The sequence below is a fragment of the Paramagnetospirillum magneticum AMB-1 genome (assembly GCF_000009985.1).
Lineage (GTDB): Bacteria > Pseudomonadota > Alphaproteobacteria > Rhodospirillales > Magnetospirillaceae > Phaeospirillum > Phaeospirillum magneticum.
In genome coordinates, this window is record NC_007626.1 from 865,503 (window position 1) to 891,502 (window position 26,000).

At 67.0% G+C, this 26,000-nt stretch carries 24 protein-coding genes; 9 read left to right on the forward strand and 15 right to left on the reverse strand.

Features of this window, described 5'->3' with window-relative positions; translation table 11 throughout:
* Positions 1 to 17: 17 nt before the first annotated feature.
* From AMB_RS04130 to AMB_RS04140, 3 genes are read right to left on the reverse strand one after another with little or no spacing between them, the layout of a single operon-like run.
* Positions 18 to 1,346, reverse strand: coding sequence for a TRAP transporter large permease (locus AMB_RS04130; protein ID WP_011383251.1), 1,329 nt, complete (start codon positions 1,344 to 1,346; stop codon positions 18 to 20).
* Positions 1,343 to 1,876, reverse strand: coding sequence for a TRAP transporter small permease (locus AMB_RS04135; protein ID WP_011383252.1), 534 nt, complete (start codon positions 1,874 to 1,876; stop codon positions 1,343 to 1,345). Before AMB_RS04135 ends, AMB_RS04130 begins: the two co-directional genes overlap by 4 nt.
* Positions 1,877 to 1,910: 34 nt before the next feature.
* Positions 1,911 to 2,963: a TRAP transporter substrate-binding protein gene (locus tag AMB_RS04140; RefSeq protein WP_043745978.1), complete on the reverse strand. Its 1,053-nt coding sequence runs from the start codon at positions 2,961 to 2,963 to the stop codon at positions 1,911 to 1,913.
* Positions 2,964 to 3,165: 202 nt separating this feature from the next.
* Here AMB_RS04140 and hpaR (AMB_RS04145) point away from each other — a divergent pair, with 202 nt between their 5' ends.
* Positions 3,166 to 3,627 carry a homoprotocatechuate degradation operon regulator HpaR gene (gene hpaR / locus AMB_RS04145; protein WP_197531975.1) on the forward strand — a complete coding sequence of 154 codons (462 nt, stop codon included), beginning with the start codon at positions 3,166 to 3,168 and terminating at the stop codon, positions 3,625 to 3,627.
* Between the two features lie 7 nt (positions 3,628 to 3,634).
* Positions 3,635 to 4,801 carry an aspartate aminotransferase family protein gene (locus tag AMB_RS04150; RefSeq protein ID WP_011383255.1) on the forward strand — a complete coding sequence of 389 codons (1,167 nt, stop codon included), beginning with the start codon at positions 3,635 to 3,637 and terminating at the stop codon, positions 4,799 to 4,801.
* Between the two features lie 126 nt (positions 4,802 to 4,927).
* On the opposite strand, the gene AMB_RS04155 is transcribed toward AMB_RS04150, so the two are convergent.
* Positions 4,928 to 5,320: a GlcG/HbpS family heme-binding protein gene (locus AMB_RS04155; RefSeq protein WP_011383256.1), complete on the reverse strand. Its 393-nt coding sequence runs from the start codon at positions 5,318 to 5,320 to the stop codon at positions 4,928 to 4,930.
* The gene (locus AMB_RS04160) at positions 5,317 to 6,816 is read right to left on the reverse strand and encodes an NAD-dependent succinate-semialdehyde dehydrogenase (RefSeq protein ID WP_011383257.1); all 1,500 of its coding nucleotides are present in this window, start codon (positions 6,814 to 6,816) and stop codon (positions 5,317 to 5,319) included. The genes AMB_RS04155 and AMB_RS04160 overlap by 4 nt, the downstream gene beginning before the upstream one ends.
* Positions 6,817 to 6,949: 133 nt before the next feature.
* Between AMB_RS04160 and hpaR (AMB_RS04165) the strand changes: the two genes are divergently transcribed.
* Complete coding sequence (gene hpaR / locus AMB_RS04165; protein WP_043743397.1) at positions 6,950 to 7,417, forward strand: homoprotocatechuate degradation operon regulator HpaR; 468 nt, start codon at positions 6,950 to 6,952, stop codon at positions 7,415 to 7,417.
* A 133-nt stretch (positions 7,418 to 7,550) separates the two neighbouring features.
* Here hpaR (AMB_RS04165) and AMB_RS04170 read toward each other — a convergent pair whose 3' ends face one another.
* The 3 genes from AMB_RS04170 to AMB_RS04180 all read right to left on the reverse strand — a co-directional run bounded on the left by AMB_RS04170 (position 7,551) and on the right by AMB_RS04180 (position 11,273).
* On the reverse strand, positions 7,551 to 8,762 hold the full coding sequence (locus tag AMB_RS04170; RefSeq protein ID WP_011383259.1) for a CaiB/BaiF CoA transferase family protein: 1,212 nt from the start codon (positions 8,760 to 8,762) through the stop codon (positions 7,551 to 7,553).
* A gap of 67 nt (positions 8,763 to 8,829) precedes the next feature.
* A complete protein-coding gene (locus AMB_RS04175; RefSeq protein WP_011383260.1) occupies positions 8,830 to 9,801 on the reverse strand; it encodes an alpha-E domain-containing protein in 972 nt (323 codons plus the stop codon).
* Positions 9,798 to 11,273, reverse strand: a complete 1,476-nt coding sequence (locus AMB_RS04180) for a circularly permuted type 2 ATP-grasp protein (protein WP_011383261.1) — start codon at positions 11,271 to 11,273, stop codon at positions 9,798 to 9,800. The genes AMB_RS04175 and AMB_RS04180 overlap by 4 nt, the downstream gene beginning before the upstream one ends.
* Before the next feature lie 183 nt (positions 11,274 to 11,456).
* On the opposite strand from AMB_RS04180, the gene AMB_RS04185 reads away from it, so the two are divergent.
* From AMB_RS04185 to AMB_RS04195, 3 genes are all read left to right on the forward strand, one after another.
* Positions 11,457 to 14,783: a DUF2126 domain-containing protein gene (locus AMB_RS04185; protein WP_043743398.1), complete on the forward strand. Its 3,327-nt coding sequence runs from the start codon at positions 11,457 to 11,459 to the stop codon at positions 14,781 to 14,783.
* 254 nt (positions 14,784 to 15,037) lie between these two features.
* Positions 15,038 to 17,497: a circularly permuted type 2 ATP-grasp protein gene (locus AMB_RS04190; RefSeq protein ID WP_011383263.1), complete on the forward strand. Its 2,460-nt coding sequence runs from the start codon at positions 15,038 to 15,040 to the stop codon at positions 17,495 to 17,497.
* Complete coding sequence (locus AMB_RS04195; protein ID WP_011383264.1) at positions 17,494 to 18,369, forward strand: transglutaminase family protein; 876 nt, start codon at positions 17,494 to 17,496, stop codon at positions 18,367 to 18,369. Before AMB_RS04190 ends, AMB_RS04195 begins: the two co-directional genes overlap by 4 nt.
* Positions 18,370 to 18,390: 21 nt before the next feature.
* Here the strand turns inward: AMB_RS04195 and AMB_RS04200 are convergent, their stop codons facing one another.
* The 5 genes from AMB_RS04200 to gcvA form a co-directional block, all read right to left on the reverse strand.
* Complete coding sequence (locus tag AMB_RS04200) at positions 18,391 to 18,597, reverse strand: hypothetical protein (protein WP_050750624.1); 207 nt, start codon at positions 18,595 to 18,597, stop codon at positions 18,391 to 18,393.
* A 55-nt stretch (positions 18,598 to 18,652) separates the two neighbouring features.
* On the reverse strand, positions 18,653 to 21,031 hold the full coding sequence (locus AMB_RS04205; RefSeq protein WP_148207288.1) for a PAS domain S-box protein: 2,379 nt from the start codon (positions 21,029 to 21,031) through the stop codon (positions 18,653 to 18,655).
* Positions 21,032 to 21,108: 77 nt separating this feature from the next.
* Positions 21,109 to 21,591 carry a bacterioferritin gene (gene bfr, locus AMB_RS04210; protein WP_011383267.1) on the reverse strand — a complete coding sequence of 161 codons (483 nt, stop codon included), beginning with the start codon at positions 21,589 to 21,591 and terminating at the stop codon, positions 21,109 to 21,111.
* Positions 21,588 to 22,079, reverse strand: a complete 492-nt coding sequence (gene bfr, locus AMB_RS04215) for a bacterioferritin (RefSeq protein ID WP_011383268.1) — start codon at positions 22,077 to 22,079, stop codon at positions 21,588 to 21,590. The genes bfr (AMB_RS04210) and bfr (AMB_RS04215) overlap by 4 nt, the downstream gene beginning before the upstream one ends.
* 85 nt (positions 22,080 to 22,164) lie before the next feature.
* Positions 22,165 to 23,055 carry a transcriptional regulator GcvA gene (gene gcvA, locus AMB_RS04220; protein ID WP_011383269.1) on the reverse strand — a complete coding sequence of 297 codons (891 nt, stop codon included), beginning with the start codon at positions 23,053 to 23,055 and terminating at the stop codon, positions 22,165 to 22,167.
* Positions 23,056 to 23,160: 105 nt separating this feature from the next.
* Between gcvA and AMB_RS04225 the strand changes: the two genes are divergently transcribed.
* Together AMB_RS04225 and AMB_RS04230 are read left to right on the forward strand one after the other, a co-directional pair.
* Positions 23,161 to 24,051: a DMT family transporter gene (locus AMB_RS04225; RefSeq protein WP_011383270.1), complete on the forward strand. Its 891-nt coding sequence runs from the start codon at positions 23,161 to 23,163 to the stop codon at positions 24,049 to 24,051.
* A gap of 20 nt (positions 24,052 to 24,071) precedes the next feature.
* Positions 24,072 to 24,509 (forward strand): acyl-CoA thioesterase, encoded by a 438-nt coding sequence (locus AMB_RS04230; protein WP_011383271.1) that lies wholly within the window; start codon positions 24,072 to 24,074, stop codon positions 24,507 to 24,509.
* A gap of 109 nt (positions 24,510 to 24,618) precedes the next feature.
* On the opposite strand, the gene AMB_RS04235 is transcribed toward AMB_RS04230, so the two are convergent.
* Together AMB_RS04235 and AMB_RS04240 are read right to left on the reverse strand one after the other, a co-directional pair.
* Entirely contained in the window at positions 24,619 to 25,065 is a 447-nt protein-coding gene (locus AMB_RS04235; RefSeq protein WP_011383272.1) for a hypothetical protein, read from the reverse strand.
* A gap of 11 nt (positions 25,066 to 25,076) precedes the next feature.
* Positions 25,077 to 25,352 (reverse strand): hypothetical protein, encoded by a 276-nt coding sequence (locus tag AMB_RS04240; protein WP_043743400.1) that lies wholly within the window; start codon positions 25,350 to 25,352, stop codon positions 25,077 to 25,079.
* A gap of 169 nt (positions 25,353 to 25,521) precedes the next feature.
* Here AMB_RS04240 and AMB_RS04245 point away from each other — a divergent pair, with 169 nt between their 5' ends.
* Positions 25,522 to 25,956, forward strand: a complete 435-nt coding sequence (locus tag AMB_RS04245; protein WP_008616671.1) for a MaoC family dehydratase — start codon at positions 25,522 to 25,524, stop codon at positions 25,954 to 25,956.
* The last annotated feature ends 44 nt before the right edge of the window (positions 25,957 to 26,000 follow it).

Sequence of the window (26,000 nt, forward strand, 5' to 3'; positions counted from 1 at the left end):
ATTGCTTTCCTCAGGGATCAGCCGGTGACGTGGACCAGCCACAGGGCCATGGGCGGGAAGAACACCAGGACCACGATGCGGATGAAGTCCGAGGCCAGGAAGGGCAGCACCCCCATGGCGGTTTCCTTCAAGGGCACGTCCTTGGCGATCTTGTTGATGACGTAGAGGTTCATGCCCACCGGCGGATGGACCAGGCCGATCTCGACCACCATCAGGGCGACGATGCCGAACCAGATGGACTTGTCGTCGACGCTCATGCCGTAGAAATCCAGGCCCAGCACCACCGGATAGAAGATGGGGATGGTCAGCAGGATCATGGCCAGCGAGTCCATGACGCAGCCCAACAGCACATAGATGGCGATGATGGTGAACAACACGGCCACCGGCGGCATGCCGCTGTTCTTCACCCAATTGGCCAGTTCGGCGGGCATCTGGGTCAGCGCCAGGGCCGAGTTCAGGAGATCGGCGCCGATCAGCACCATGAAGATCATGGCGGTGGCGATGGCGGTGCCGAATACGCTCTGCTTCAGGTCCTTGAAGCGCATGCCGCCCGACACCACGGCGATGATGCCGCAGGCCGCCGCGCCGATGGAGGCGGCCTCGGTGGGATTGGCCCAGCCGCCATAGATGCCGACGATCACCACCAGGAAGACCAGCAGCACCGGAATGATGCCCAGCTGGGCCTTGATCATCTCCTTGAGCGAGACCCGCTCGCTGGCCGGACCGGCCTTGGGGTCCAGGCTGACGATGATGCGGATCACCGCCATATAGCCCAGGGCGGCGATGATGCCGGGGATGACGGCGGCCACGAACAGCTTGCCGATGCTCTCCTGGGTCAGCACCGCATAGACCACCAGCGGCACCGAGGGCGGGATCAGGATGCCCAGCGTGCCGCCGGCCGCAAGGGTGCCGGTGGCCAGACGGCCGGAATAGTTGCGCCGGGTCAGCTCGGGCAGCGCCACCTGCCCCATGGTGGCGGCGGTGGCCAGCGACGAGCCGCAGATGGCCCCAAAGGCGGCGCAGGCGGCGGTGGCGGCATAGGCCAGCCCGCCCTTGAAGTGGCCGATCAAGGTGCCGGCGGCATGGAACAGGGCCTTGGACAGCCCGCCATGGGTGGCGAACTGGCCCATCAGGATGAACAGCGGAATCACCGCCAGGTCGTAATTGGACAGCCGGGCGTAGACCAGATTGTTCAGGGTGAACAGCAGCGAGTTCAGTTCACCGTGGTTCAGCACCAGATAGATGCCGGTGGCGGCCAGGAACATGGCGATTCCGATGTGGATGCGCACCACCAGCATCAGCAGCAGGATGCCGAAGGCGGTCAGGCCGAGGGTGGTGCCGCTCATGACGGAATCTCCAGTCCGACGGTGAATTCAAGGGCGGTGCGGTAGATGGCGCAGATGCCGGTGAGCGCCAGACTCGGCACCATCAGCAGCACGGGAATCCACTGGGGCACTGCCAGCAGGGGCGAAACCTCGCCGGTATCGAGGCCGTCCAGGGCCTGGAAGCCGGTGCGCCAGGCCAGCACGGCCAGGACCAGGGCCAGCAGGGAATCGCCCACCGCGTCGAAGCGGCGCTTGACCTTGGGACGGAAGCCCTCGGTGAAGAACTCGACGCGCAGGTGATCGCCCCGCAGCGTGCACAGCGGGATGAAGGCGGCCGCCGCGATGGCGTTGCCCATCTGCATCATTTCCACGTCGCCGTTGACGGGCTGGAAGCCCAGCTTGCGGCTGATGATGGAGATCAGCGACATGATCACCATGGCCACCAGGGTGGCCCCGCCGGTCCAGGCCATGGCCTCGGCGGCGCGGTTGAGCCAGCGGTCGATGACGTCGTGAGCGCGGCGCTCCGCCGGCGGATAGAGGAGTTCCGTCATGGGACGAGTCCTTATGCGCGAGTGCGGGTGGAGATCAGTTCTGGGCCGGGAAATACTTGGCCGAAAGCGCGCGGGCGCCCGCCGCCAGGGCCTGTCCGTCCAGCTTGCGGGCGGTGACGTCCTTGACCCATTCCTCCTCCACCGGCTTGGCCGCGTCGCGCATGGCCTGGTAGGGGGCGGGCTCCAGGTTGGTCACCTGGGTGCCGGGAATGGTGGCGGCGTATTTCAGGTTGGCGGCGGTGACGTCGTCCCAGACCTTGCCGAAGGCTTCCACCAGCACCGGGCCGGAATTGCGGTCGATCACCGCCTTGAGGTCGGCGGGCAGCGAGTCGTACTTGGCCTTGTTCATCAGCACCGACAGCACGGTGGCCACCGGGAAGGGGCGGCCGGGAGGCGGGGCGATGTGGTACTTGGTGACCTCGTCGATCTTGGTCGGGCGCATCAGCTCCCACGGCAGCAGGCCGCCGTCGACCACGCCCTTGGCGATGGCGTCGGCCACCTGGGACGGCGGCATGGAGACCGGCACGCCGCCCAGCGACTGCAGGGTCTTGGCCGCCAGGCGGGTGGGGGTGCGCAGCTTCAGGCCCTTGACCTCGGCCAGGCTCTTCACCTCGGTATTGGCGGTGTGGAACAGCCCGCCGCCGTCAATGTGAACCGCCAGCACCTTGTAGGCGGCGAATTCGTCCTTGGCGAACTGGTTGTAGTAGTCCCAGGTCATGCGGCTGCCGTCCAGGGCGTTGGCCACCATGAAGGGCAGCTCCAGCGCCTCGATGGCCGGGAAGCGGCCGGCGGAATAGCCCGGCGCCGTCCACACGATGTCGGCCACGCCGTTCCTCACCTGATCCACCAGTTGCGACGGCGTGCCGCCCAATTGCATGGCGGGAAAGATCTGACACTTGATGCGGTTGCCCGATTCGGCGGCGACACGGTCGCACCACGGGCCGATCACCTGGGCATGGGCCGGGGCCACGGGCGGCAGGAAATGGGCGAATTTCAGCACCACCTCGTCGGCCGCCGCCGCCTGATGGGCGAAGGGCAGGGCGCCAAGAAGGGCGGCAAGGCTGAGGGCAAGGCTCCTGATACGCATGGTTTCCTCCGTGTTGAGCCGCATTCGGGCAAGTGCGGCCGGGGACATGGCCCGGACCGTCATGTTAGTTAACATGCGCTGTGTAGTTAACATGTTAGCAAACACGATCTCACTATCATGTTAGTGAGTCAACGGCCAAGTTGGGTTGACCTGGAGGATTTGCGGCGCGACCATGGCCGGGCCACGTTCGGGGGAACACGCGTTGAGCACCGAGGCCTTTCATCCCAATCTGCCGCTGTTGCTGGCCCAGGCGCGCGAAGAGATCATTTCGCGCTTTCGGCCCATCCTGAATCACTTCGGGGTGACCGAGCAGCAGTGGCGCATCCTGCGCGTGCTGCGGCATGAAGAGCCGCTGGAGCCGCGCCAGATCTGCGACATCTGCCTTTTCTTAAGCCCCAGCCTGACCGGCGTGCTGGCTCGCATGGAGGAGATGGATCTGGTCCGCAAGGAACGGGTGGAAAGCGATCATCGCCGCGTTCTGGTTCACATGACGGAGAAAAGCCGCGCCCTGGTGGATGCCGCCATTCCCCTGATCACCGAGCAGTACCGCCATATCGAAGACGTCATTGGCGCCAAGCAGACGGTCGAGCTATACGATGTTTTGACGAAGCTGACGGCGCTGCACGGCGCCGCCATTCCCCTGGTCAAACTGCCCAGCAAGTGAGCCTTCCATGTTTCCTGACAATCTGCTGCCGGTCTTCGACCGGACCGACGTGATCTTCGAGCAGGGCGAGGGGGCGTGGCTGACCGCCTCCGATGGCCGCCGCTTCCTGGATTTCGGCGCGGGCGTGGCGGTCAACGCCCTGGGCCATGCCCATCCCCGTCTGGTGGCGGCGCTGGAGGCGCAGGCGGGCAAGCTGTGGCATTGCTCCAACCTCTACCGGGTGCCGGGACAGGAACGGGTGGCCGAACGCCTGATCAAGGCCTCCTTCGCCGACACGGCGTTCTTCTGTAATACCGGCGCCGAGGCCATGGAGCTGGTGATCAAGATCGCCCGGCGCTATCACCACTGCGCCGGACGCCCCGAGCGCAACCGCATCGTCGCCTGCACCGGCAGCTTCCACGGCCGCACCATCGCCACCCTGGCGGCGGCGGGAACTCCTAAGTATCTGGAGGGCTTCGGCCCGGTGGCCCAGGGCTTCGACCACGTGCCCTATGGCGATCTGGAGGCGGCGCGGGGCGCCATCGGCTCCAATACCGCCGCCCTGCTGGTCGAGCCGGTGCAGGGCGAGGGCGGTATCCGCCCGGCCGATCCGGCTTACCTCCGGGGCCTGCGCGCCCTGGCCGACCAGTTCGGCCTGCTGCTGCTCATGGACGAGGTGCAGACCGGCATCGGGCGCACCGGTAAGCTGTTCGCCCATGAATGGTCGGGCATCGCCCCCGACGTCATGGGACTGGCCAAGGGCCTGGGCGGCGGCTTTCCGGTGGGCGCCGTGCTGGCCACGGAAAAGGCGGCGTCGTGCATGACGCCCGGCACCCATGGCTGCACCTTCGGCGGCAACCCCCTGGCCATGGCGGTGGCCGAGGCGGTGCTGGACGAGGTCATGGCGCCGGGCTTCCTGGAGCGGGTGCAGGCGGTGGCCGCCCTGCTGCGCGGCAGGCTCGACGATCTGGCCCGCCGCTATCCCGGCGCGATCGCCCAGGTGCGCGGCCAGGGGCTGATGCTGGGACTGAAGACCGTGCCGGTGAATACCGAGTTCAACGCCAAGCTCTTCGCCGCCGGCTTGCTGGCGGTGGGGGCCGGTGACAACGTGGTGCGCCTGGTGCCGCCGCTGATCATCGGCGAGGCCGAGGTGGAGCGGGCGGTGGAGATCATCGACGGGGTGTGTCGGGGGTAAAGGCGCGTATCCCTCTGCCTGTCATCCCGGGCACCCGCGAGGGATCTCATCCTGATCCGGCTTTTCAGAACCGGCTCTGTGCGAGCAGGCGGAGATCCCTCGCCATCGCTCGGGATGACGATGGCGTCAGGCGAGGATGGCCAGCCCGGCGGCGGCGATCTCGCAATCCTCGTCCTCGGTGGCGCCGGAAATGCCGATGGCGCCCGTGACATCGCCGTCCCTCAGCACCGGCACGCCGCCGCCGATGGGAATGAAGCCGTCGCGGCCCGACAAGCCTTCCAGCACGTGGGGGCGGGTGCCGATGCGGTCCTTCCACTGGGCGGTGGGCTTGCCGAAGCCGGCGGCGGTGCGAGCCTTGTCGGTGGAGATGGTCACCCCATGAAAGGGGGCGCCATCCATGCGGACCAGGGCCTTCAGATGGCCGCCCGCGTCCACGGCGACGGCGGTGACCCTGACGCCCATGCTCCGCGCCTTGGCGATGGCGGCGGTGACGGCGGCCAGGGCCTGCTCCTCGGTCATGACAATCCTCCGATGCAGACGTATTTGGTCTCCATGAAGTCGTCGAGGCCGTATTTGGAGCCCTCGCGGCCCAGGCCGGATTCCTTGATGCCGCCGAAGGGGGCGACCTCGTTGGAGATCAGGGATTCGTTGACGCCCACCATGCCGCATTCCAGGGCCTCGGCCACCCGGAACACCCGGGCCACGTCGCGGGAATAAAAATAGCCCGCCAGCCCGAATTCCGAGGCATTGGCCAGGGCGATGGCCTCGGCCTCGGTCTCGAAGCGCAGCAGGGGGGCCACCGGGCCGAAGGTCTCTTCCCGGAAACACAGCATGGCGGGGGTCACGTCGGCCAGGACGGTGGGTTGCCAGAAGCCGCCTCCCAGGGCGTGGGGCCGTCCGCCGGTCAGCACGCGCGCCCCCTTGGACACCGCATCGGCCACATGGGCGGCCACCTTGGCGACGGCGGCGGCGTTGATCAGCGGGCCTTGTTGCACCACGCCGGACAAGGCGTGTCCAACCGCCATGGCGGCGGCCTTCTCCGCCAGCTTGACGGCAAAGTCCTCGTAGATTCCCGCCTGCACCAGAAAGCGGTTGGTGCAGATGCAGGTCTGGCCGGAATTGCGGTACTTCGACGCCAGGGCGCCGGCAACCGCCGCGTCCAGGTCGCAATCGTCGAAGACGATGAAGGGGGCGTTGCCGCCCAGTTCCAGGCTGACCTTCTTCACCGTCTCGGCGCATTGGGCCATCAGCAGCTTGCCCACTCGGGTGGAGCCGGTGAAGGACAGCTTGCGCACCTTGGCGTTGCCGGTCATCTCGCCCCCCACCGCCGCCGGCTGGCGGGTGGTGACGATGTTGAACAGACCCTTGGGCAGACCGGCCCGGTGGGCCAGTTCGGCCAGGGCCAGGGCGGAGAGCGGCGTGTCCTCGGCGGGCTTGACCACCACCGGGCAGCCGGCGGCCAAGGCGGGGGCGCATTTGCGGGTGATCATGGCCATGGGGAAGTTCCAGGGCGTCACCGCCGCCACCACGCCGATGGGCTGCTTCATCACCAGCAGGCGGCGGTCGCTGGCGGTGGTGGGGATCAGGTCGCCATAGGCCCGCTTGCCCTCCTCGGCGAACCACGAGATGAACGAGGCGCCATAGGAGATCTCGCCCATGGCCTCGGCCAGGGGCTTGCCCTGTTCCGCCGACAGCAGCCGGGCCAGGGCGTCCTGGTGGGCCATGATCAGATCATGCCAGGCCATCATTACCGCGGCGCGGTCCTTGGCGGTGCGTTGCCGCCAGGGATTCCAGGCGGCCTCCGCCGCGTCGATGGCGCGCCGGGTCTCGGTCGCGCCCAGGTCGGGAACGCTGGCGATCAACCCGCCGGTGGCCGGGTCGAGCACGTCGAAACGGCGCCCGTCATCGGCCCCGACCCAAACGCCATCCACATAGGCATGGGACTTGATCAGGCTGGGATCGAGATCGGTCACGGCGGCTCTCCCGGATAAAGTTAACACGTTAAATACTAACATAGTAGTTACATCCGACCCCCGCTTATGTCAAGCTCCGCTCCGCCACCCTCAAGGGTGGCCTTTACGAAGTCGGAACACGATGACACCATCTCAATCTCTGTCCCGATCCCCGGGCTTCTTTGGCGACGACGTCATGTCAGGAAAGCTTCCCCTCAGCCCCGAAGAGCTGACCCGGCTGCGGGCGTTTTCGCGGTCCTTGCCGCTGGCCTTGCTGAAGGCTCGCGAAGACGTGATGGCGGGCTTTCGCCCCAATCTGCGCAGCCACGACATTACCGAGCAGCAATGGCGGGCCTTGAAGGCCCTGGCCCAGACCGGCGAAATGCGGGCGGGCCAGCTGTCGCGGGCCAGCCTGATCAGCATGCCCAGCCTGACCCGCATCATCCGCACCCTGGAAAAGCAGGGGCTGATCGAGCGCCGGCCGGAGGAGCGCGACCAGCGCGCCGCCTTGCTGTCGTTGACCGCCAAGGGTCACGATCTGGTGCTGTCGGTCAGCCATGCGGCGGAAAAGCGCTACGACGAGATCGTCGCCGCCTTCGGCCTGGAGCGCCTGGAACGCCTGCACCTGATGCTGGACGAATTGTCGGCGGCACTGGCGAAGTAGGTGCTCCGACTGTCATCCCGAGAGAAGCGAGGGATCTCCGCCTGGCAGAGGGATGCCGATACGGCACCGTCGGGCCAGGATGAGATCCTTCGTCGCGATGCTCCTCAGGATGACAGGCGGAGGGGGCGAACGCTCACACCACCCCGTTCTCCCTCAACCGTTCCATCTCGTCCGCCCCCATCCCCAGCCATCCGCCCAGCACCTCGGCGGTGTCGGCGCCCAGCAGGGGCGGGGCGCGGTCGGACAGGGCCTGGGCGCCGTCGAAGCGGATGGGGTTGGCCACCAGATCGATGCCGCCGGCCAGGGGGTGGTCCAGGCGGGTCCTGAGGCCGCGATGGATCACCTGGGGATCGGCGAACACGTTGGCCAGATCGTTGATGGGGCCGCAGGGCACCCCGGCCTCCTCCAGTTCGGCGATCCATCGGGCGGAGGGGCGCGACGTCAGCAGGGCTTCGAGGAGGGGGACCAGCTCGGCGCGGTTCCTTACCCGCTCCACATTGGTGGCGAAGCGGGGATCGGCGCCCAGTTCGGGCCGCCCGGCGGTGTGGCAGAAGCGGCGGAACTGGCCGTCATTGCCCACCGCCAGGATGATATGGCCGTCGGCGGTGGCGAAGGCCTGATAGGGCACGATGTTGGGATGGGCGTTGCCCAGCCGCTTCGGCGTGGCGCCGCCCACCAGATAATTGGTGGCCTGATTGGCCAGCACCGCCACCTGCACATCCAGCAGGGCGAGGTCGATCTGGCTGCCCTCGCCCGTGCGGTCGCGCTTGGCCAGGGCGGCGAGGATGGCGAAGCCGGCATACATGCCGGTGAAGATGTCGGTCAGCGCCACGCCCACCTTCATGGGCTGGCCGCCGGGCTCGCCGGTCAGGCTCATCAGCCCGCCCATGCCCTGGATCAGGAAGTCGTAGCCGGCCCGCTGGGCATAGGGTCCGTCCTGGCCGAAGCCGGTGATGGAGCAATAGACCAGGTCGGGCTTGACCGCCTTCAGGCTGGCATAGTCCAGGCCGTATTTGGCCAGGCCGCCCACCTTGAAATTCTCCAGCACCACGTCGGATCTGGCGGCCAGACGCCGCACCAGTTCCTGGCCCTGGGCTTGAGTGAAGTCGATGGTCACCGAGCGCTTGCCCCGGTTGGCCGACAGGAAATAGGCGGCCTCGCCGGTGTCGCCGCCCTGGCCGTCCTTCAAGAAGGGCGGCCCCCAGCCGCGGGTGTCGTCACCCTCGCCCGGACGCTCCACCTTGATGACCTCGGCCCCCATGTCGGCCAGCAACTGGCCCGCCCAGGGACCGGCCAGAACCCGACTGAGGTCGAGAACGCGAAGATGCGATAAGGGTCCGGTCATGGGGCGCCCATCCGTGCAGGGGAAGTCGCCACATGCTTACCAAGTTAATTACTAATATAGAAGCAAATTATTGACTCTGGCTGGCCTGAGGCTGGCGCGAGACGCAAAAGCTTTCCTGAATTTCGGCGAAGATCAGCATCAATTGGGCCTGCACCCAGTCGATGAACTCGTGCAGGCCGTGGTCGATGACCTGATCGATGGTGTGATCGGTCAGGGCGGCGCGCAGCCCGTCCAGCAGTTCCAGCGCCCGGACACCGCCCCGCAGGTTGTAGCGCGAGCGCAACTGGGTCAGCAGCCAGTCCATCTGGCGCACGCACAGAATCACCGAGCGCGGGAAGGAATCCGAGAACAGCAGGAAGGCCGCCACCGAACGCGGCGTGATCTTGCCCGCCATCACCCGGCGCGACGCCTGATAGCCGGCCACTGCCTTCAGCAGGGCGTTCCAGTGGCTGATATCCAGCGCCGAGCCCACGTCCTCGGGCCGGGGCAGCAGGGTATGGTACTTGATGTCCAGCAGGCGGGTGGTCTGGTCGGCGCGCTCGATGGACTTGCCCAGGTGATAGAAGTAGTGGGCCTGATCGCGGTAGAAGGTGCCTTCGGTGATGCCCACGTGCAACTGGCAGGCCTCCTTGATCTCCTCGCACAGGGCGACGAGATTGGCCGGCGCCACGGCATTGGCCGACAGGCCGCCCATCCAGGTGTTCATGCGGTTGATCTGGCGCCACATCTCGATGGAGATCATGGGGCGCAGCGTCCGCGCATTCTCGCGCGCCGCCTTGACCGAGGACAGGATGGAATTGGGGTTGTCCGGGTCCAGGATGTAGAAGTGCGGCACCGTGCGCGCATCGGCGACCCGATGGCGGGCGAAGAAGCGTTCCTCGTCGGCGTTGATCTGCACCACCGCCAGCCAGTTGCGCCCGGCGCGGTCGCGGGCGAAGGTCTCGGCCACGCCCAGGATGCGGGCCAGATTCTCGGCCCGCTCCATGTAGCGGGCCAGCCAGACGATGCAATCGGCATTGCGTGCCAGCAACTCGCTCATTGGCCTTCTCCCGCCAGAACCCAGGTATCCTTGGAACCGCCCCCCTGGGACGAGTTGACCACCAGCGAGCCTTCCTTCATGGCCACGCGGGTCAGGCCGCCGGCCAGCACCTTGGTCGACGCGCCGGTGACCGCGAAGGGGCGGAAGTCCACGTGGCGCGGCTGAGTACCCTTGGTCGTCAGCGTCGGGCTGACCGACAGGCCGATCATGGGCTGGCTGATGTAATTGGCCGGGTCGGCCTTCAGCTTGGCGCGGAACTCGTCGATCTCGGACCGGCTGGCCTTGGGGCCGAGAATCATGCCGTAGCCGCCCGATTCGCCCACCGGCTTGACCACCAGATGCTCCAGGTTGTCCAGGGTGTATTTCAGCCCCTCGGCCTCGCGGCAGATGAAGGTCTCGACGTTGGGCAGGATGGCGTCCTCGCCCAGGTAGTACTTGATGACGCGCGGCATGTAGGCATAGACCGCCTTGTCGTCGGCCACGCCGGTGCCCGGCGCATTGGCCAGGGACACGTTGCCCTTGCGGTAGGCGTCCATCAGCCCCGGCACGCCCAGCATGGAATCGGGGCGGAAGACCTTGGGGTCGAGGAAGAAGTCGTCGATGCGGCGATAGATGCTGTGCACCGGCGCCTTGCCGGCGGTGGTCAGCATGTAGACCCGGTCGTTCTCCACCACCAGATCGCGGCCTTCCACCAGGGGCACACCCATCTCGCGGGCCAGGAAGACGTGCTCGAAGAAGGCGGAGTTGTAGATGCCCGGCGACAGCAGCACCACGGAAGGCTCGTCGACGCCGGCCGGCGCGATCTCCTCCAGCGCCCGGCGCAGCATCAGGCCGTAATCGTCCACGGCGCGGACCCGGGTGTCTTCCATCAGGTCGGGAAAACACTGCAGCATCAGGTTGCGGTTCTCGACCACGTAGGACACGCCCGACGGCGTGCGGGCATTGTCCTCCAGCACCCGGAACAGGCCTTCCTGGTCGCGGATCAGGTCGATGCCGCAGACGTGGGAATAGGTGCCGCACGGCACCTTCAGCCCGCGCATGAAGGCATGGAAATTGGCGTTGCCCAGCACCAGATCGGCGGGGACGATCTTGTCGGCCAGGATCTTCTGGTCGCCGTAGAGATCGGCCAGGAACAGGTTGATGGCGGTGACCCGCTGGATGATGCCGGCCTCGAGGCGGGACCACTCGCCCGCCGTGATGACGCGGGGCAGCACGTCGAAGGGCAAGATGCGGTCGATGGCGTCCTTGTCGGAATAGACGGTGAAGGTGATGCCTAAGTCGAACAGCTCCTTTTCCGCCCGCGCGGCGCGGTGGCGCAAATCCTCGGGGTCGAGTGCGTTCAGCCGGGCGGCGATGGCGGCCAACTCGGCCTCGCCGTCACCGCGCAGCGACAGCGCCTCGCAGAAGAATTCGGCGGGATCATAGCCCGACAACAGGCCGGGTTCGGGTAGGGTCAGTCGTGGCCGGGTCATACTTTCGATCCCCCTCTCCGCGCCCCTGAATATGGCGCGGGGTGCAGTTTATCGCGCCATTTCGAATTGATCAAATTTAAGGCACGCATGGCAGCATGCTGAAAGATGAAGCTTTTACTGCAACCTGACCTCGGGCTCTATGCTACCCTGTTCGCTGCATCTCGCCACTGTCTTCGGATGATCATGGGCATTCACGTCAAGCTGCGCCATACCACACGTTATAAGTATGACCGACCGGTCGTTCTTTCGCCCCAGGTGGTGCGGCTGCGCCCGGCGCCCCATGCCCGTACGCCGGTGCTGTCCTATTCCCTGGACGTGGAGCCCAAGGGGCACTTCATCAACTGGCAGCAGGACCCCCAGGGCAACTGGCTGGCCCGGCTGGTCTTCCCCGAGAAGGTGGAATCCTTCACGGTGGATGTGGACCTGGTGGCCGACCTGTCGGTGGTCAATCCCTTCGACTTCTTCCTGGAGCCCGAGGCGGAGAATTTCCCCTTCGCCTACGACCCGCTGCTGGACCACGAACTGAAGCCGTTCCTGAATCGCGAGGAGGCGGGGCCGCTGCTGGCCGATTACGTGGCCTCCATCGACACAAGCACGCCCATGCAGACCACCAATTTCCTGGTGGCGCTGAACCAGCGGCTGCAGGACGACATCAGCTACACCATCCGCATGGAGCCGGGCGTCCAGACCCCGGAACAGACCCTGGGCCTGAAGAAGGGCTCGTGCCGCGATTCCGCCTGGCTGCTGGTGCAGATTCTGCGCCGCCTAGGGTTGGCGGCGCGTTTCGTCTCGGGCTACCTGATTCAGCTGGTCCCCGACGTCAAGCCGCTGGACGGCCCCGCCGGGGCGGCGGAGGACTTCACCGACCTGCACGCCTGGACCGAGGTCTACCTGCCCGGCGCCGGCTGGATCGGCCTTGACCCCACCTCGGGCCTGCTGACCGGCGAGGGGCATATTCCGCTGGCCGCCTCGCCCGATCCCACCAGCGCGGCGCCTATCACCGGCGCGGTGGAGATGTGCGAGGTCTCGTTCGAGCACCATATGGGCGTCGCCCGCGTGCTGGAGACCCCCCGTGTCACCAAGCCCTACAGCGAGGACCAGTGGCAGGCCGTGCTGGAACTCGGCGATCTGGTGGACGAGAAGCTGCGCCAAGGTGACGTGCGCCTGACCCAGGGCGGCGAGCCCACCTTCATCTCCACCACCGACCCGGATGGCGAGGAGTGGAACACCAGCGCCGTCGGCCCCACCAAGCGGGCCTTCGCCGACACCCTGATCCGCCGTCTGCGCGACCGCTTCGCGCCCGGTGCGCTGATCGCTTATGGCCAGGGCAAGTGGTATCCGGGCGAAAGCCTGCCGCGCTGGGCCTTCTCGCTGATCTGGCGCGACGACGACGAGGTGGTGTGGCGCGACCCGCGGCTGATCGCCCTGGAGGCCGAGGACAATTCCCCCACCCATGAACAGGCCCGCGACTTTTCCCAGGCGCTGTGTCGCCATCTGGGCGTCGACGCCGATTTCGCCATGCCCGCCTGGGAGGACCCGGCCTATTACCTGCTGCGGGAACAGGCCCTGCCCATCAACGTCGATCCCATCGATTCCAAGCTGGAAAACCCGGAGGAGCGCGCCCGGCTGGCCACGGTGTTCAAGCGCGGCCTGGGCACGCCCACCGGCTATGTCCTGCCGCTGCAGCCCTGGCAGGCCAAGGATAAGTTCCGCTGGATCACCGGGCCGTGGCCGACCCGGGACGGCAAGCTGTTGACCATTCCGGGCGATTCGCCGCTGGGCCTGCGGCTGCCGCTGGAATCCCTACCGTGGATTCCCGCCGACGCCTATCCCTATCACAGCGAGCGCGATCCCTTCGAGCCGCGTGGCCCCATGCCCCCGGCCCGGCGCCAGCGCGCCCAGACCGAGCAGGTCCCGGGCTCCGGCGCGCCCAAGGCCACGGTGCTGCAGCAGGTGCCGGTGGATCTGCGCCCCGTCGAGACCGCCAAGGGACTGGTGTCCGAAAATGTGCGCACCGCCTTGTGCGTCCAGCCCCGCGACGGCCGCCTCAACGTCTTCCTGCCGCCGGTGGAAACCGCCGAGCAGTATCTCGACCTGATCGAGGCGGTGGAGCTGTCCGCCGCCGAGATCGGCACCCCGGTGCATGTGGAAGGCTATCCGCCGCCCAACGATCCCCGCCTGAAGATCATCAAGGTGACGCCCGATCCCGGCGTCATCGAGGTCAACGTCCAGCCGGTGGAGCACTGGCGCGAACTGGTGACCAACACCGAGATCCTTTACGACGAGGCCCATCAGGCCCGCCTGGGCACCGAGAAGTTCATGATCGACGGCCGCCATGTGGGCACCGGCGGCGGCAACCACATGGTGCTGGGCGGCTGGACGCCCGCCGACAGCCCCTTTCTGCGCCGTCCCGACCTGCTGGGCAGCCTGATCCGCTTCTGGCAGAACCATCCCAGCCTGTCCTATTTGTTCTCGGGCATGTTCATCGGCCCCACCAGCCAGCATCCCCGGGTGGACGAGGCTCGCGACGACACGCTCTACGAGCTGGAGATCGCGCTGTCCCAACTGCCCCACCGGGGGACCAACGTGGCGCCCTGGGTGGTGGACCGGGTGCTCCGGAACGTGCTGATCGACGCCAGCGGCAATACCCACCGCACCGAGATCTGCATCGACAAGCTCTACTCCCCCGACGGCCCCACCGGGCGCCTGGGGCTGGTGGAGTTCCGCGCCTTCGAGATGCCGCCCCATGCCCGCATGAGCCTGGTGCAGCAATTGTTGCTGCGCGCCCTGATCGCTCGCTTCTGGGACGAGCCCTATATGGAGAAGCTGGTGCGCTTCGGCTCAAGCTTGCGCGACCGCTTCATGCTGCCCCATTGGATCGAGAAGGATCTGGACGAGGTGCTGGAATGGCTTGACGCGGGCGGCATCCATTTCGACCGGGCGTGGTTCGCCCCCCATCTGGAATTCCGCTTCCAGGCGGTGGGCGCCGTCACCCATCGCGGCATGCGCATCGAATTGCGCACCGCCCTGGAGCCCTGGCATGTCATGGGCGAGGAGCCCGGGGCCGGCGGCACGGTGCGCTATGTGGATTCCTCGGTGGAGCGCCTGCAGGTCAAGGTCACCGGCCTGGTGGGCGACCGCTATGTGGTGGCCTGTCACGGCCGCCGCCTGCCGCTGGCGCCCACCGGCGCCTCGGGGGAATGGGTGGCCGGGCTGCGCTATCGCGCCTGGAAGCCGGCGTCCTGCCTGCACCCCACCATCGGCACCCATACGCCCCTGGTCTTCGATCTGGTGGACACCTGGACCGGCGAGGCGGTGGCCGGCTGCACCTACCATGTCGCCCATCCCGGCGGGCGCAGCTACGACACCTTCCCGGTCAATTCCTATGAGGCCGAGGCCCGGCGCCGGGCCCGCTTCTTCGCCTTCGGCCATTCCCACGGGCCGCTTCGGGTGGAGAGTGGCACCATCCATCCCGACTACCCAAATACACTGGACCTGAGGCTACAATAGGCGCTAACACCACGAAACAGACCGTCATCCCGACGACCGGAGGGAGGAGGGATCTCCGCCTGGGGCATGGGTGCCGGGTGGAGAACATCGTATCAGGATGAGATCCCTCGCATTCGCTCGGGATAACAGGGTGAAACGACACCGTCGCGATTTTGGGGGAGGGGAAAATACCGCGTCGCCTGCGCTCTCGTCTTGAAGGTCCGCCCTGGAGTTTCGAAGACGCCTATCGTCCGCTGCCGGGAGCCTTCGACGAGGTGAAGGCGCCGGGCGGAGGCGTCCGTCCCCATTGGCAGGGCTTTGTCGAGGGTATGAACCGCCTGGGCCTCGAGGAGGTCACCCGGCGCTGGGACGTGGGCCAGCGCCTGATCCGCGACAACGGCGTCACCTATAACGTCTATGGCGACCCGGCGGGCCTGGACCGGCCGTGGCGGCTCGACCCCCTGCCGCTGATCCTGTCGGCGGAGGAATGGTCGGCCATCGCCGAGGGCATCGAGCAGCGGGCCAGCCTCCTGGATTCCGTGCTGGCCGACCTTTACGGCGAGCGGACCCTGGTGGGGCGCGGCGTCATTCCCTCGTCGCTGCTGCACGCCAATCCCGCCTTTCTGCGCCCCTGCCATGGCTGGCTGCCGGCGGGCGGCCACTGGCTGCACCATTACGCCGCCGACCTGGTGCGCGGCCCCGATGGCCAGTGGCGGGTGTTGAGCGACCGCACCGAGACTCCTTCCGGGGCCGGCTATGCCCTGGAAAACCGCTCCATTGTCAGCCGGGTGCTGTCCGAGTTCCACCGCTCGCTCCAGGTGGAGCGGCTGGGGCCGTTCTTCGAGACGCAGCGCCGCACGCTGCAGGGGCTGGCGGTGCGCCACCGCGACGACCCGCGCATGGTGCTGCTGACCCCCGGCCCCTACAACGCCACCTATTTCGAGCATGCCTTCCTGGCCCGCCAGCTGGGCATCACCCTGGTGCAGGGCGAGGATCTGACGGTGCGCGACAACACCGTCTACCTCAAGGCCCTGACCGGCCTGCAGCAGGTGGACGTGATCTTCCGCCGCACTGGCGGCACGTGGTGCGACCCCCTGGAACTGCGCGGCGATTCCCAACTGGGGGTGGCGGGGCTGCTGCAATCGGCGCGGCGCGGCAATGTGTCGCTGTTCAACGCCATCGGCAGCGGCCTGCTGGACGGGGCCTCGCTGCTGGGCTTCATGCCCGCCCTGGCCCGGTCGCTCAGGGACGAGCATCTGCTGCTGCCCTCGGTGCCCAGCTGGTGGTGCGGCGAACCCGCCGCCCTGGACCATGTGCTGGCCAATCTGTCGCGTCTGGTGATCCGCCCCGCCTTCGGGCGGCGCGACCAGCCGGTGATCGGCGCCGCTTTGTCCGGGGTGCAGCTGGCCGAGATGCGCAACGCCATCCTGGCGCGTCCCTGGGACTGGGTCGGCCAGGAGGTGAAGACCACCTCGACCCTGCCGCTGTGGGCCGAAGGGCGGATGGAGCCCCGCCATTGCGTGCTGCGCGTCTTCGCCGTCCACACCGAGAAGGGCTGGCAGGCCATGCCCGGCGGCCTGGCCCGGCTGTCGTCCGAGCGCGACCTGCTGGCGTCGCGGCTGCAGACCGGCGGCGGCGGCAGCAAGGACGTCTGGATCGCCTCGCCGACCCAGCGCCTGACGGTGACCACCGCCCGGCCGCAGGTGCCGCCGGTGCGGCTGACCCGCGAGAACCGCGACCTGCCGTCGCGGGTGGCCGACAACATGTTCTGGCTGGGCCGCTATCTCGAGCGCTGCGAGGCCACCACCCGCCTGCTGCGCGCCGCCCTGATCCGCATCGAGGATGCCCTGGCCGAGGGCGATTCCGTGCGGGCCCAGGCCATGATCCGCGTCATGACCGCGCTGGGCCTGTCGGTGCCCGAGGACGAGGACGACCAGCCGGCCGAAAGCCTGACCGACCGGTTGGTCGCCCATCACCTGTCGGTGGAGGGGGCCGGGCTGGCCGGCTGTGTCGAGCGCCTGCTGCGCATCGTCGTCCATCTGCGCGACCGTCTGTCCAACGACACCTGGCGCGCCCTGCATCAGCTCCGGGACGAGATCGGCCTGCTGGCCGCCGAGACCGGCGGCGGCGACGTGATGGGCCGGCTCAACGCCATGGTGCTGACCATGCAGGCGGTCAGCGGCCTGGCCATGGAGAACATGACCCGGGGGCCGCAATGGCTGTTCCTGGATTCCGGCCGCCGCGCCGAGCGCGCCATCGCCATGGTGGAAATGGTCAGCGGCGCCCTGGCCGACGTGGACGGCGAGGAGGCGGTGCCGCTGGATCTGCTGCTGGAGATCTGGGACAGCGTGATGACCTACCGCTCGCGCTATCTGTCCACGCCGCGTCTGGCGGGCGTGCTCGACCTGCTGCTGTGCGACGAGGGCAATCCCCGCTCGCTGGGCTTCCAACTGGCCACCCTGGAAGGCCACATGAACCGGCTGGCCGCCATGGGCGAGCATTCGGGCTTCTACAAGCCGGAGCAGAAGCTGATGACCGTGCTGTGCGGCACCATCCGCACCACCGACGTCATGGTGATTTCCCGCTTCGACCGCGACGGCGGCTATCACGACGCCCTGCGCCTGCTCGACATGCTGCGCTCGCGGCTGTGGGAATTGTCCGAGCAGGTGTCGCGCACCTACTTCATCCACGCCCAGTGGCGGCTGCCCACAGCGCCCATGGAGGAACTGGCGTGAAGTTCAAGGTTCGCCACACCACCACCTACAAATACACCGAGCCGGTGCAACTGTCCCACCACGCGGCCCATTTGCAGCCGCGCACCGTGGACGGCCAGAGCGTGGGACAGGTCAAGGTGACCATCCGCCCCAGTCCGGAGGTGCTCGACGAGGGCGGCCGCGACTATTTCGGCAATCCCATCACCTTCTTCACCATCCAGAGCCCCCATTCCACCCTGGTGATCGACGCCTCCTTCGTGGTGGAGACCGCCGGCCAGCCGAGGCTGCCCCAGATCGCGGTTCCCGCCTGGGATTCCGTGCGGCTCAACACCTGGTCGGGGGCGCGGGGCATCGATGAATCGGTGATGGATTTCGTCTTCGCCTCGCCCCAGGTGCCGCCCCTGGCCGAGGCCGAGCGCTTCGCCCTGCCCAGTTTCCCCCCCGGCCGTCCCCTGGACGAGGCGGTGATGGATCTGAACCACCGCATCCACAGCGAATTCACCTTCGATCCCGAGGCCACCACCGTGGGCACCCCCCTGGCGCAGGTGTTCCAGCAGCGCCGCGGCGTCTGCCAGGACTTCGCCCATGTGGGCATCGCCTGCCTGCGGGCCATGGGGCTGGCGGCGCGCTATGTCAGCGGCTATATCCGCACCAAGCCGCCGCCGGGCAAGGAAAAGCTGGTGGGCGCCGATGCCTCCCACGCCTGGCTGTCGGTCTACCAGCCCGGCTGGGGCTGGCTGGATCTCGATCCCACCAACGACATGGCCGCCGGCCAGGATCACATCGTGGTGGCCTGGGGCCGCGACTACGACGACGTCACCCCGGTGCGCGGCGTGGTGCTGGGCGGCGGCGAGCATCAGGTGCTGGTGGCCGTCGACGTGCTGGAGATGTAGTGGCCCGGCCTGGGTCCTGGGCTACTCGTAGCGCTTGATGTCCAGCTTTTCCGGGGTATCGGCCACCAGTTGCAGGGCGATGGTCCCGTTGTCGGTGCGAAGCAGCAATTCCAGGAACCAAGTGCCATCCTCCAGCTCCATGGGCTGGGCGGCGCCGATATAGCTGACACCTTCGACGTCCATGCTGAGGCTGTGGTTGTCGTTGAATGAAATGGCCGCGACCTTCATGGTCGAACACTCCTGTCTGGGCGCGGTGCAAGACTCCCCCAAATGCCGGGCGCCGTCAATGCGTTGCGAGGCCTCGGGCGGCGGCTCGTGAGGCCGGCAGGGCCACCATGAAGCGCGAGCCGGCGCCTTCCTCCGATTCCACCCAGATGCGGCCGCCATGGGTGGTGACGATTTTGCGACAGATGGCCAGTCCGATGCCGGTTCCCTCGAACTCCCCTTCGGCGTGCAGGCGCTGGAACATCCCGAAGATACGCTCGAAATGTTCGGCGCCGATGCCCAGGCCGTTGTCTTCGACGGTGATGATCCATTCATTGCCCTGACGGCGAGAGGAAAGGCGGATCTCCGGCTTGCGTTCGGGATGGCGGTACTTGACCGCATTGCCGATCAGGTTCTGGAACAGGCGAATCAATTCGCTGGAAATCCCAAGAATCCTGGGCAGCGGGTGTTCCACCAAGACTGTCGCCTCGTCGCTGCTGCCGGTCAGGCCGAGATTGGCGCAGGAATCGGCCACCACCTCCTCCAGGTCCAGGTCGGAGAGAGTCTCGCCGCCGCGCCCCACCCGCGAGTAATCGAGCAGCCCCTTGATCAGCGCATCCATGCGCCGCACTCCGGAGATGGTGTAGCCGATGAATTCGCGGCTGGACTCGTCCAGGGTCTCGCCCAGATGACGCTCCAGCAGGGTGACGTAGGAGGTGACCATGCGCAGGGGCTGGCGCAGGTCGTGGCTGGCCACATAGGCGAACTGTTCCAGCTCGGCGTTGGAGCGGGCCAGTTCCGCGGTCTTGGCCTGAAGCTCCGCCTCGAAGCGGTTGCGGTCGGAGACGTCGACCACGATGCTGCTGAGATAGGCGCGGCCGCCCACATGCAGGGGCGACGAATAGACCTCAACATCGCGGATGTCGCCCGATGACAGGCGATGCCTGAAGCGCAGGAACTTGCGCCCCTCGTTTTCCACCGCCGCCATTTCGTGCTCGATCTCCGCCGCCGAGGCCACGTTGATGTCCTGGATGTTCATGTGCTTCAGGACATCGGCGGGATAGCCGTAGAACAGGGCCGCGGAATCATTGGCGTCGGTGATGGCGCCGCTTTTAGGGTCGATCAGCAGCTTGATGGCCGGATTGCGGTGGAAGCTCTGGCTGTAAAGCTCCTCGCGCTCCGAAATGGCCTGTTGGGCACGGTGGGAATCGGTGACGTCACGCCCCACCGTCTGGTATCCGGTCAGATTATCCAGGGCGTCGTACAGCGCCGTAGTCCGCCATTCGATCCAGAGTTCCTGGCCGTCGGGGCGGACGACCCGGCGGCGGTCCTCGCGGTAGGGCTGGATATGATTGAGGGCCTGCAGGCAGGACAGGGAGAAGGTGCGTTCCTCGTCCGGCAGGAACTCGATCCACTTCCGCCCGATCAGGCTGTCCGGGGTCTGGCCGTAAAAGCGGGCGTAGGCCCGGTTGACGGTGATCAGGGTCGTATCCTGGGTATAGCGATGGATCAGGTCATCCTGGTCGTCGACCAGGATGCGGTAGCTCTCCTCGCTGGCCTTCAGGGCAGTCTCGGCCCCGCGGCGCTCGCGCTCGCGCCGTTCCAGCTGCAGGGCCGCCCCCAGGAGGACGGTCGAGAACAGCAGGCCGATTCCGGCCATGACCAGCGTGTTGACGGTCCAGCGTCGCAACGCGGCCTGGGTGGTGATGCCTACCGAGACCACGATGGGCTGGTGGTTCAGCGCCTGATAGGAGGCCAGCCGGTCCTGGCCGTCGAACGAACTGGGGGCGATGAAGGTGCCGGCCCGGGCCTTGGGCAGATAGTCGGAAAACAGCGGGCCCGAGCGGATGGAGCTGCCCACATGGAGCCCCGGATCGGGAAGGCGCGCCAAGACGTTGCCGTCCATGTTGGCGACCACCGCCCGGTCCACGTCGCCCTCCACGACGCCGCTCAGCGCCCCGGAAAAGAATTCCGGGTTGAGCGCGACGGCGATCAATCCGGCGAAGGTTCCCACCGGACTGGTGATTGGCCGCGCCACCACCAAGCCAAGCTTGCCGGTCACCGGGCTGACCGAGGGGGGCGTGATGATCAGATGGCCATGAATGGGGGTCTGAGCCGCCGTCATGAAATAGGGGCGGCGGGACAGATCCAGGCCAAGCATGGATGGCAGCGTCGAGGAGGTGACTTTTCCATCGGCATTGATGATGAAGACGTTGCGGACCTCGGGAAGGCCTGCGCTGCGGTGGCGCATCAGGTTCAGCAGTTCTGTAGGATCCGACCTTTCCCGCGAGTGGATGTCCACGTCCTGCAGCATCAGGTCAAGGCCACGCAGCGAGCCGGAGATGCGCTCGGCCACCACGCGGGTCAGGGCTTCGGTGAGTCGGCCGCTGTCATTGAGCGAGTTGTTGCGATCGCGCCAAGCCACAAGGATGCCACTGATCCACACGACCAGCAGCACCGCAGTCACCAGGACCAGCGGCCGGTAAGACCTGCCAACGCTGTTCAGTCCATCCCCCTGTCTCTACAACCCCTGGCTTAACTGCCCTCTATCTCGCCCGTGGCGGCCTGAAGGTAGTTCTGCGCCCCCATCTTGGACATCAGGTCGATCTGGGTTTCCAGCCAGTCGACATGTTCTTCGGTATCTTCCAGAATTTCCGCCAGTTCATCGCGGGTGACGAAGTCCTGCTTGGTCTCGCACAAGGCGATGGTCTCGACCAGCGCCTTGTGCTCGGCCAGCTCCATCCTGAGATCCGAGGCCAGCATCTCGGCCACGTCCTCGCCGATGCCAAGCTTGCCCAGGTCCTGGAGATTGGGCAGGCCTTCCAGGAACAAGATGCGTTCGATGACCTCGTCGGCCTGCTTCATCTCCTCGATGGAATATTTGTAGACCGCCTTGCCCAGATCCTTCAGCCCCCAGTTCTTCAGCATGCGGGCGTGCAGGAAGTACTGGTTGATGGCGGTGAGGTGCAGCTTGAGCACGCCGTTCAGGTGGCGCAGGACCTCCTTGTCACCCTTCATGACGCACCTTGCGCGATGTCGCCGGCCGCCGATTGCAGGTAGTTCTGCAGGCCCATGCGGGCGATCAGGCCCAATTGCTGCTCAAGCCACAGGGTGTGATCCTGCTCGGTGTCCTCGAGAATCTTGCCCAGGATGCGCCTGGTGTCGTAATCGCCCTCGCTCTCGCAATGGGCGATGGCTTCCTTCAACTCGGCCACGACCTCGATTTCCAGATCCAGGTCGGCCTTCAGCATGGAGGGCACGTCCTTGCCCACCTTTGGCCCGGGGCGCTTGGACAGGTCGGGGGTTCCCTCCAGGAACAAGATGCGGCCGATCAGCAGGTCGGCGTGGCCGATCTCGTCCTGGCGTTCATGCTCGATGCGCTCGTAAAGCTTGGACAGGCCCCATTCGCGGTACATGCGCGAATGCACGAAATACTGATCGGCGGCGACAAGCTCTCCGACCAGGAGTTTATTGAGCCTTGATATGACGCTCTTCTTGCCTTTCATCGGCCGACTCCTGCTCAGGGATTGACCCGACCTCCAGCCTAACATCCCATCGGGGGATGGCAAGGCTACGAACGGGATAAGTCCATCACGTGGTGACGAGTTCCGCCTTGATCCAGTCCCGGAATGCCCGGATGGGCGGGAATTCGGCGCGCTCGGGCAGGCAGGCCAGATGATAGGCGCTGGCCAGGGGGCGTCCGGGGAACAGGGCCACCAGTCGGCCGCCGGCCAGTTCGTCACAAACCAGGGTGCGCCAGACCAGGGCGACGCCCAGTCCGGCCAGGGCGGCCTCCAGGACCAGGGAGGCGTCGCCGAAGGGCCGCAGGCGCAGCGTCTCGGCCGGGCTGGCGCCCATCTCGGACAGCCAGGCCGGCCAGGTGGGGAAGGACGGGTCCCAGCCGATGCCTTCATTGACCAGCAAGGTGGCGCGGGCGAGATCGGACACCTCGCCCAGGCCGGCGGCCAGACGCGGCGTCGCCACCGCCACCACCTCTTCCAGGCGTAGCCGTTCCACCAGCAGCCCGGGATAGCGTCCCGGTCCGTAGCGGATGGCCAGGTCCACGCCCTCGCGGTCCAGATCCACCAGCCGCAACGTGGCGGACAGGTGCAGGTCAATGCCGGGATGGGCGTCCTGGAAGCGGGTGAGGCGGGGGACCAGCCAGCGCGCCGCGAAGGCCGGCGGCGCCGACACCACCAGCGGCCGGGCCGGGCCGTCGGGGGCCAGCCGTCCCACGGCGGAGGCCAGGCGGTCGAAGGCGTCGCTGACCTCGCCCGAGACCAGGGCGGCGGCCCGGGTCAGCGACAGGCGCGTTCCGCGATGGAACAGGCCGACGCCCAGGATGTCCTCCAATTGCTTGATCTGCTGGCTGATGGCCGCCGGGGTGACGCCCAGCTCCTCGGCGGCCCGCGCGAAGGACAGATGGCGGGCGGCGGCCTCGAAGGCATGCAGGGCCCGGAGGGGCGGGAGGCGACGGCGCATGATTAGATTTCCTTAACCCGAGGGCGAGAAAAGCTCGTTTGAAGCCAAGAAGTTCCAAAGCGTATCGTTGCGACCATGATTAGTCTATCTCAATGGAGATCCATCATGGGGCCGATCGCCATCTATGCCCTTGCCGCCCTCTCGGCCCTGTTCTGGGCGGCCAATTTCAATCTGGCCGGTCCGATCCTGGCCGACATGGCGCCCCTGGCGGCGGCGTCGGGGCGCTTCGTCCTGGCGGCGGTGATCATGGTCGTGCTGGTGGCCGGGCGCGGCGAACTCGGCGCCCTGCTGGCGGCGGCGCGCAAATCCGGCGGACGGCTGGCCCTGTTGGGCGTGGTCGGCATCGCCGGCTTCAACCTGCTGTTCTTCGACGCCATGCGCACCACCTCGGCGGTCAACGGCGCCCTGATCATGGCCACCAATCCCCTGCTCACCGCCGTGCTGGCGGCGCTGTTCCTGGGCGAGCAGTTGCCCGGCCGCCAGATCGCCGCCCTGCCGGTGGCTCTGGCCGGGGTGTCCATGGTCATCCTGGGCGGTGCCCGCGGTGAGGTGGTGTTCGGCCTGGGCGACGTGGAAATGATGGGCGCCAATCTGGCCTGGGCCGTCTACAACGTGCTGGCGCGGCGGTTGATGCCGGCGGGCTCGCCTTTGGTCAACGCCGCCATTCCCATGGCGGCGGGCGCCCTGGTGCTGACGGCGGCGGCCGGACTGAGCGGGGCGGAGTTCACGCTGCCGGGGCCCAAGGCCGCGGCAGCGCTGGCGGCCATGACGGTGTTCGGCTCGGTGCTGGCCTATCTGTTCTGGAACGCGGCCATCGCCCGCATGGGTGCGGGGCGGACCGCCCTGTTCCTCAACCTGGTGCCGGTCTTCGCCGCCAGCATCGCCACCCTGACCGGCACGCCGCCCAATCCGGCCCAGCTGGCGGGCGGTGCCGTGGTGGTCGCCGCCGTGATATTCTCCATGCTGCCCCGGCGGCCGCAACCCTGCCTGGCCTGACATTGCAACCGAGAGATTCCATGACCAAGCCCGATCTCCAGGACCCGACCATTTATCCTCACTGGGCGCGCGAGACCTTGCGCTATTGCGACACCGACGCCCAGGGCCATATCAACAACGTGGCGTTCTCGGTGTTCTGCGAGACCGGGCGGGTGCAATTCCTGCTGGAGCCCGGGCGGCCGCTGACGCCGCCCGGCACCTTCATGGTGATCGCCCGGCTGGTGCTGGATTTCATCGGCGAGATTCACTGGCCGGGCGAGGTGCGCATTGGCACGGGCGTTACGAAGATCGGCCGCACCTCGTTCCATCTTGGCCAGGGGGTGTTCGTGGGCGAGCGCTGCGTCGCCACCGCAGATTCCGTGCTGGTGCTGGCCGATCAGGACACCCGGCGCTCGACCCCTCTGCCGGACGAACTGCGCGCCCGGCTGGAGACTCGTTTGATACCGACGGCCCGATAGATCGAGCCGTCGTAAGTCCCTCAGTCGCCGGGCGCTTCGCTCGGGCTTACTCGGCATAAGCCGAGGCGCGCGGTCGCGCTTGCCTCCGGCCGATGGCCGTCGGGAGGGATCAGCGTTCCCGCCTGAGGGTCCAGCGGGCGCCCTGGCCGGCCTTGTTGGTGGCATAGCCGTAGATCTTGCCGTCCTCGGTGCGCACGCCCTCGAAATCGAAGGCGGTCTCGCCGTTCTCCACGGCGGTGAGGCGGAGGGTGCAGGCGCTGAGTTCCGACACCTTGCCCTCGATGACGGTGCCCTGCTTGTAGCCCAGGTTGCTGTTGAGGTCGGGCTTCTGCTCCAGCTTCCAGGTCAGGCCCTGGGCGTCGCGCTTGAATTCCCACTTGGAATAGGGCGCCACCCAGCGGCCCGCCAGCCAGTCGCCGGCATCGGCCTTGGTGGTGTCGCAGGTGGCGTCGGGCAGCGGCTCGGGCGGCGGGGCCTTGGGGCTCTTGGGCATGTCCTCGGCCAGGGCGGGAACACTGATGAGCAGGCAGCAAAGGGCCAGGGCGGCGCGACGCATGGCTTGGGTCCTCAGTTCTTGGGGGCGGGGAAATAGCCCAGCCCGCGCATGCAGGCATTGAGCTCGGCATCGTAGATCCGCTTGGCCTGGGCGCGCTCGTAGTCGCGCGTCGGGCTGTAGGTGTCGCGGCCGTCGTCGCGGAAGCCGGAACTCCGGTCGGCCGAGCGGCGGCAGGCGGAATAGTCGCGGCCCCACTGGTCCTTGGGCAATTGCGGATTGACCCAGGGGTTGCCGGCGGCACAGGCCCCCAGCAGCAGCGGCAGCAGAACGAGAATGCGATATTTCACGGACGGAACGCCTGTTGATGAAACGCCCGGCATTCGGCCACAGCCCGGCCGCCAAGGCAAGGCTTGAACGTCTCCAAAGCGTCAGTTGAGCAAGCGCCCCCCTTGCGTCTATACTCCCGCCGCGCTTTGCGCTGCGTCGCAGCAACAACCATAAATGTGGAGACCAAGGATGAGCGGCGAATCGTTGAACGGAATGTATTTCGAGGAATTGTCGGTCGGCCAGTCGGCCATCTTCGCCAAGACCGTGACCGAGGCCGACATCGTCGCCTTCGCCGGTGTCTCCGGCGATTTCAACCCGGTTCACATCAACGAGGAATTCGCCAGCCAGACCATGTTCAAGGGCCGCATCGCCCACGGCATGCTGTCGGCGGCGTTCGTCTCCACCGTGTTCGGCACCAAGCTGCCCGGCCCGGGCTGCATCTATGTCTCGCAGCTGCTGAAGTTCAAGGCTCCCGTGCGCATCGGCGACACCGTCACCGCCCGCGTCGAGGTCACCGCGCTGACCCCGGAAAAGAAGTTCGCCACCTTCAAGACCACCTGTTCGGTGGCCGGCAAGATCGTCATGGACGGTGAAGCCACCCTGATGGTTCCGTCCAAGGGCTGATGCCTGGCATCCCCCTCTCCCCATGGGGGAGGGGGAAGTCTTGC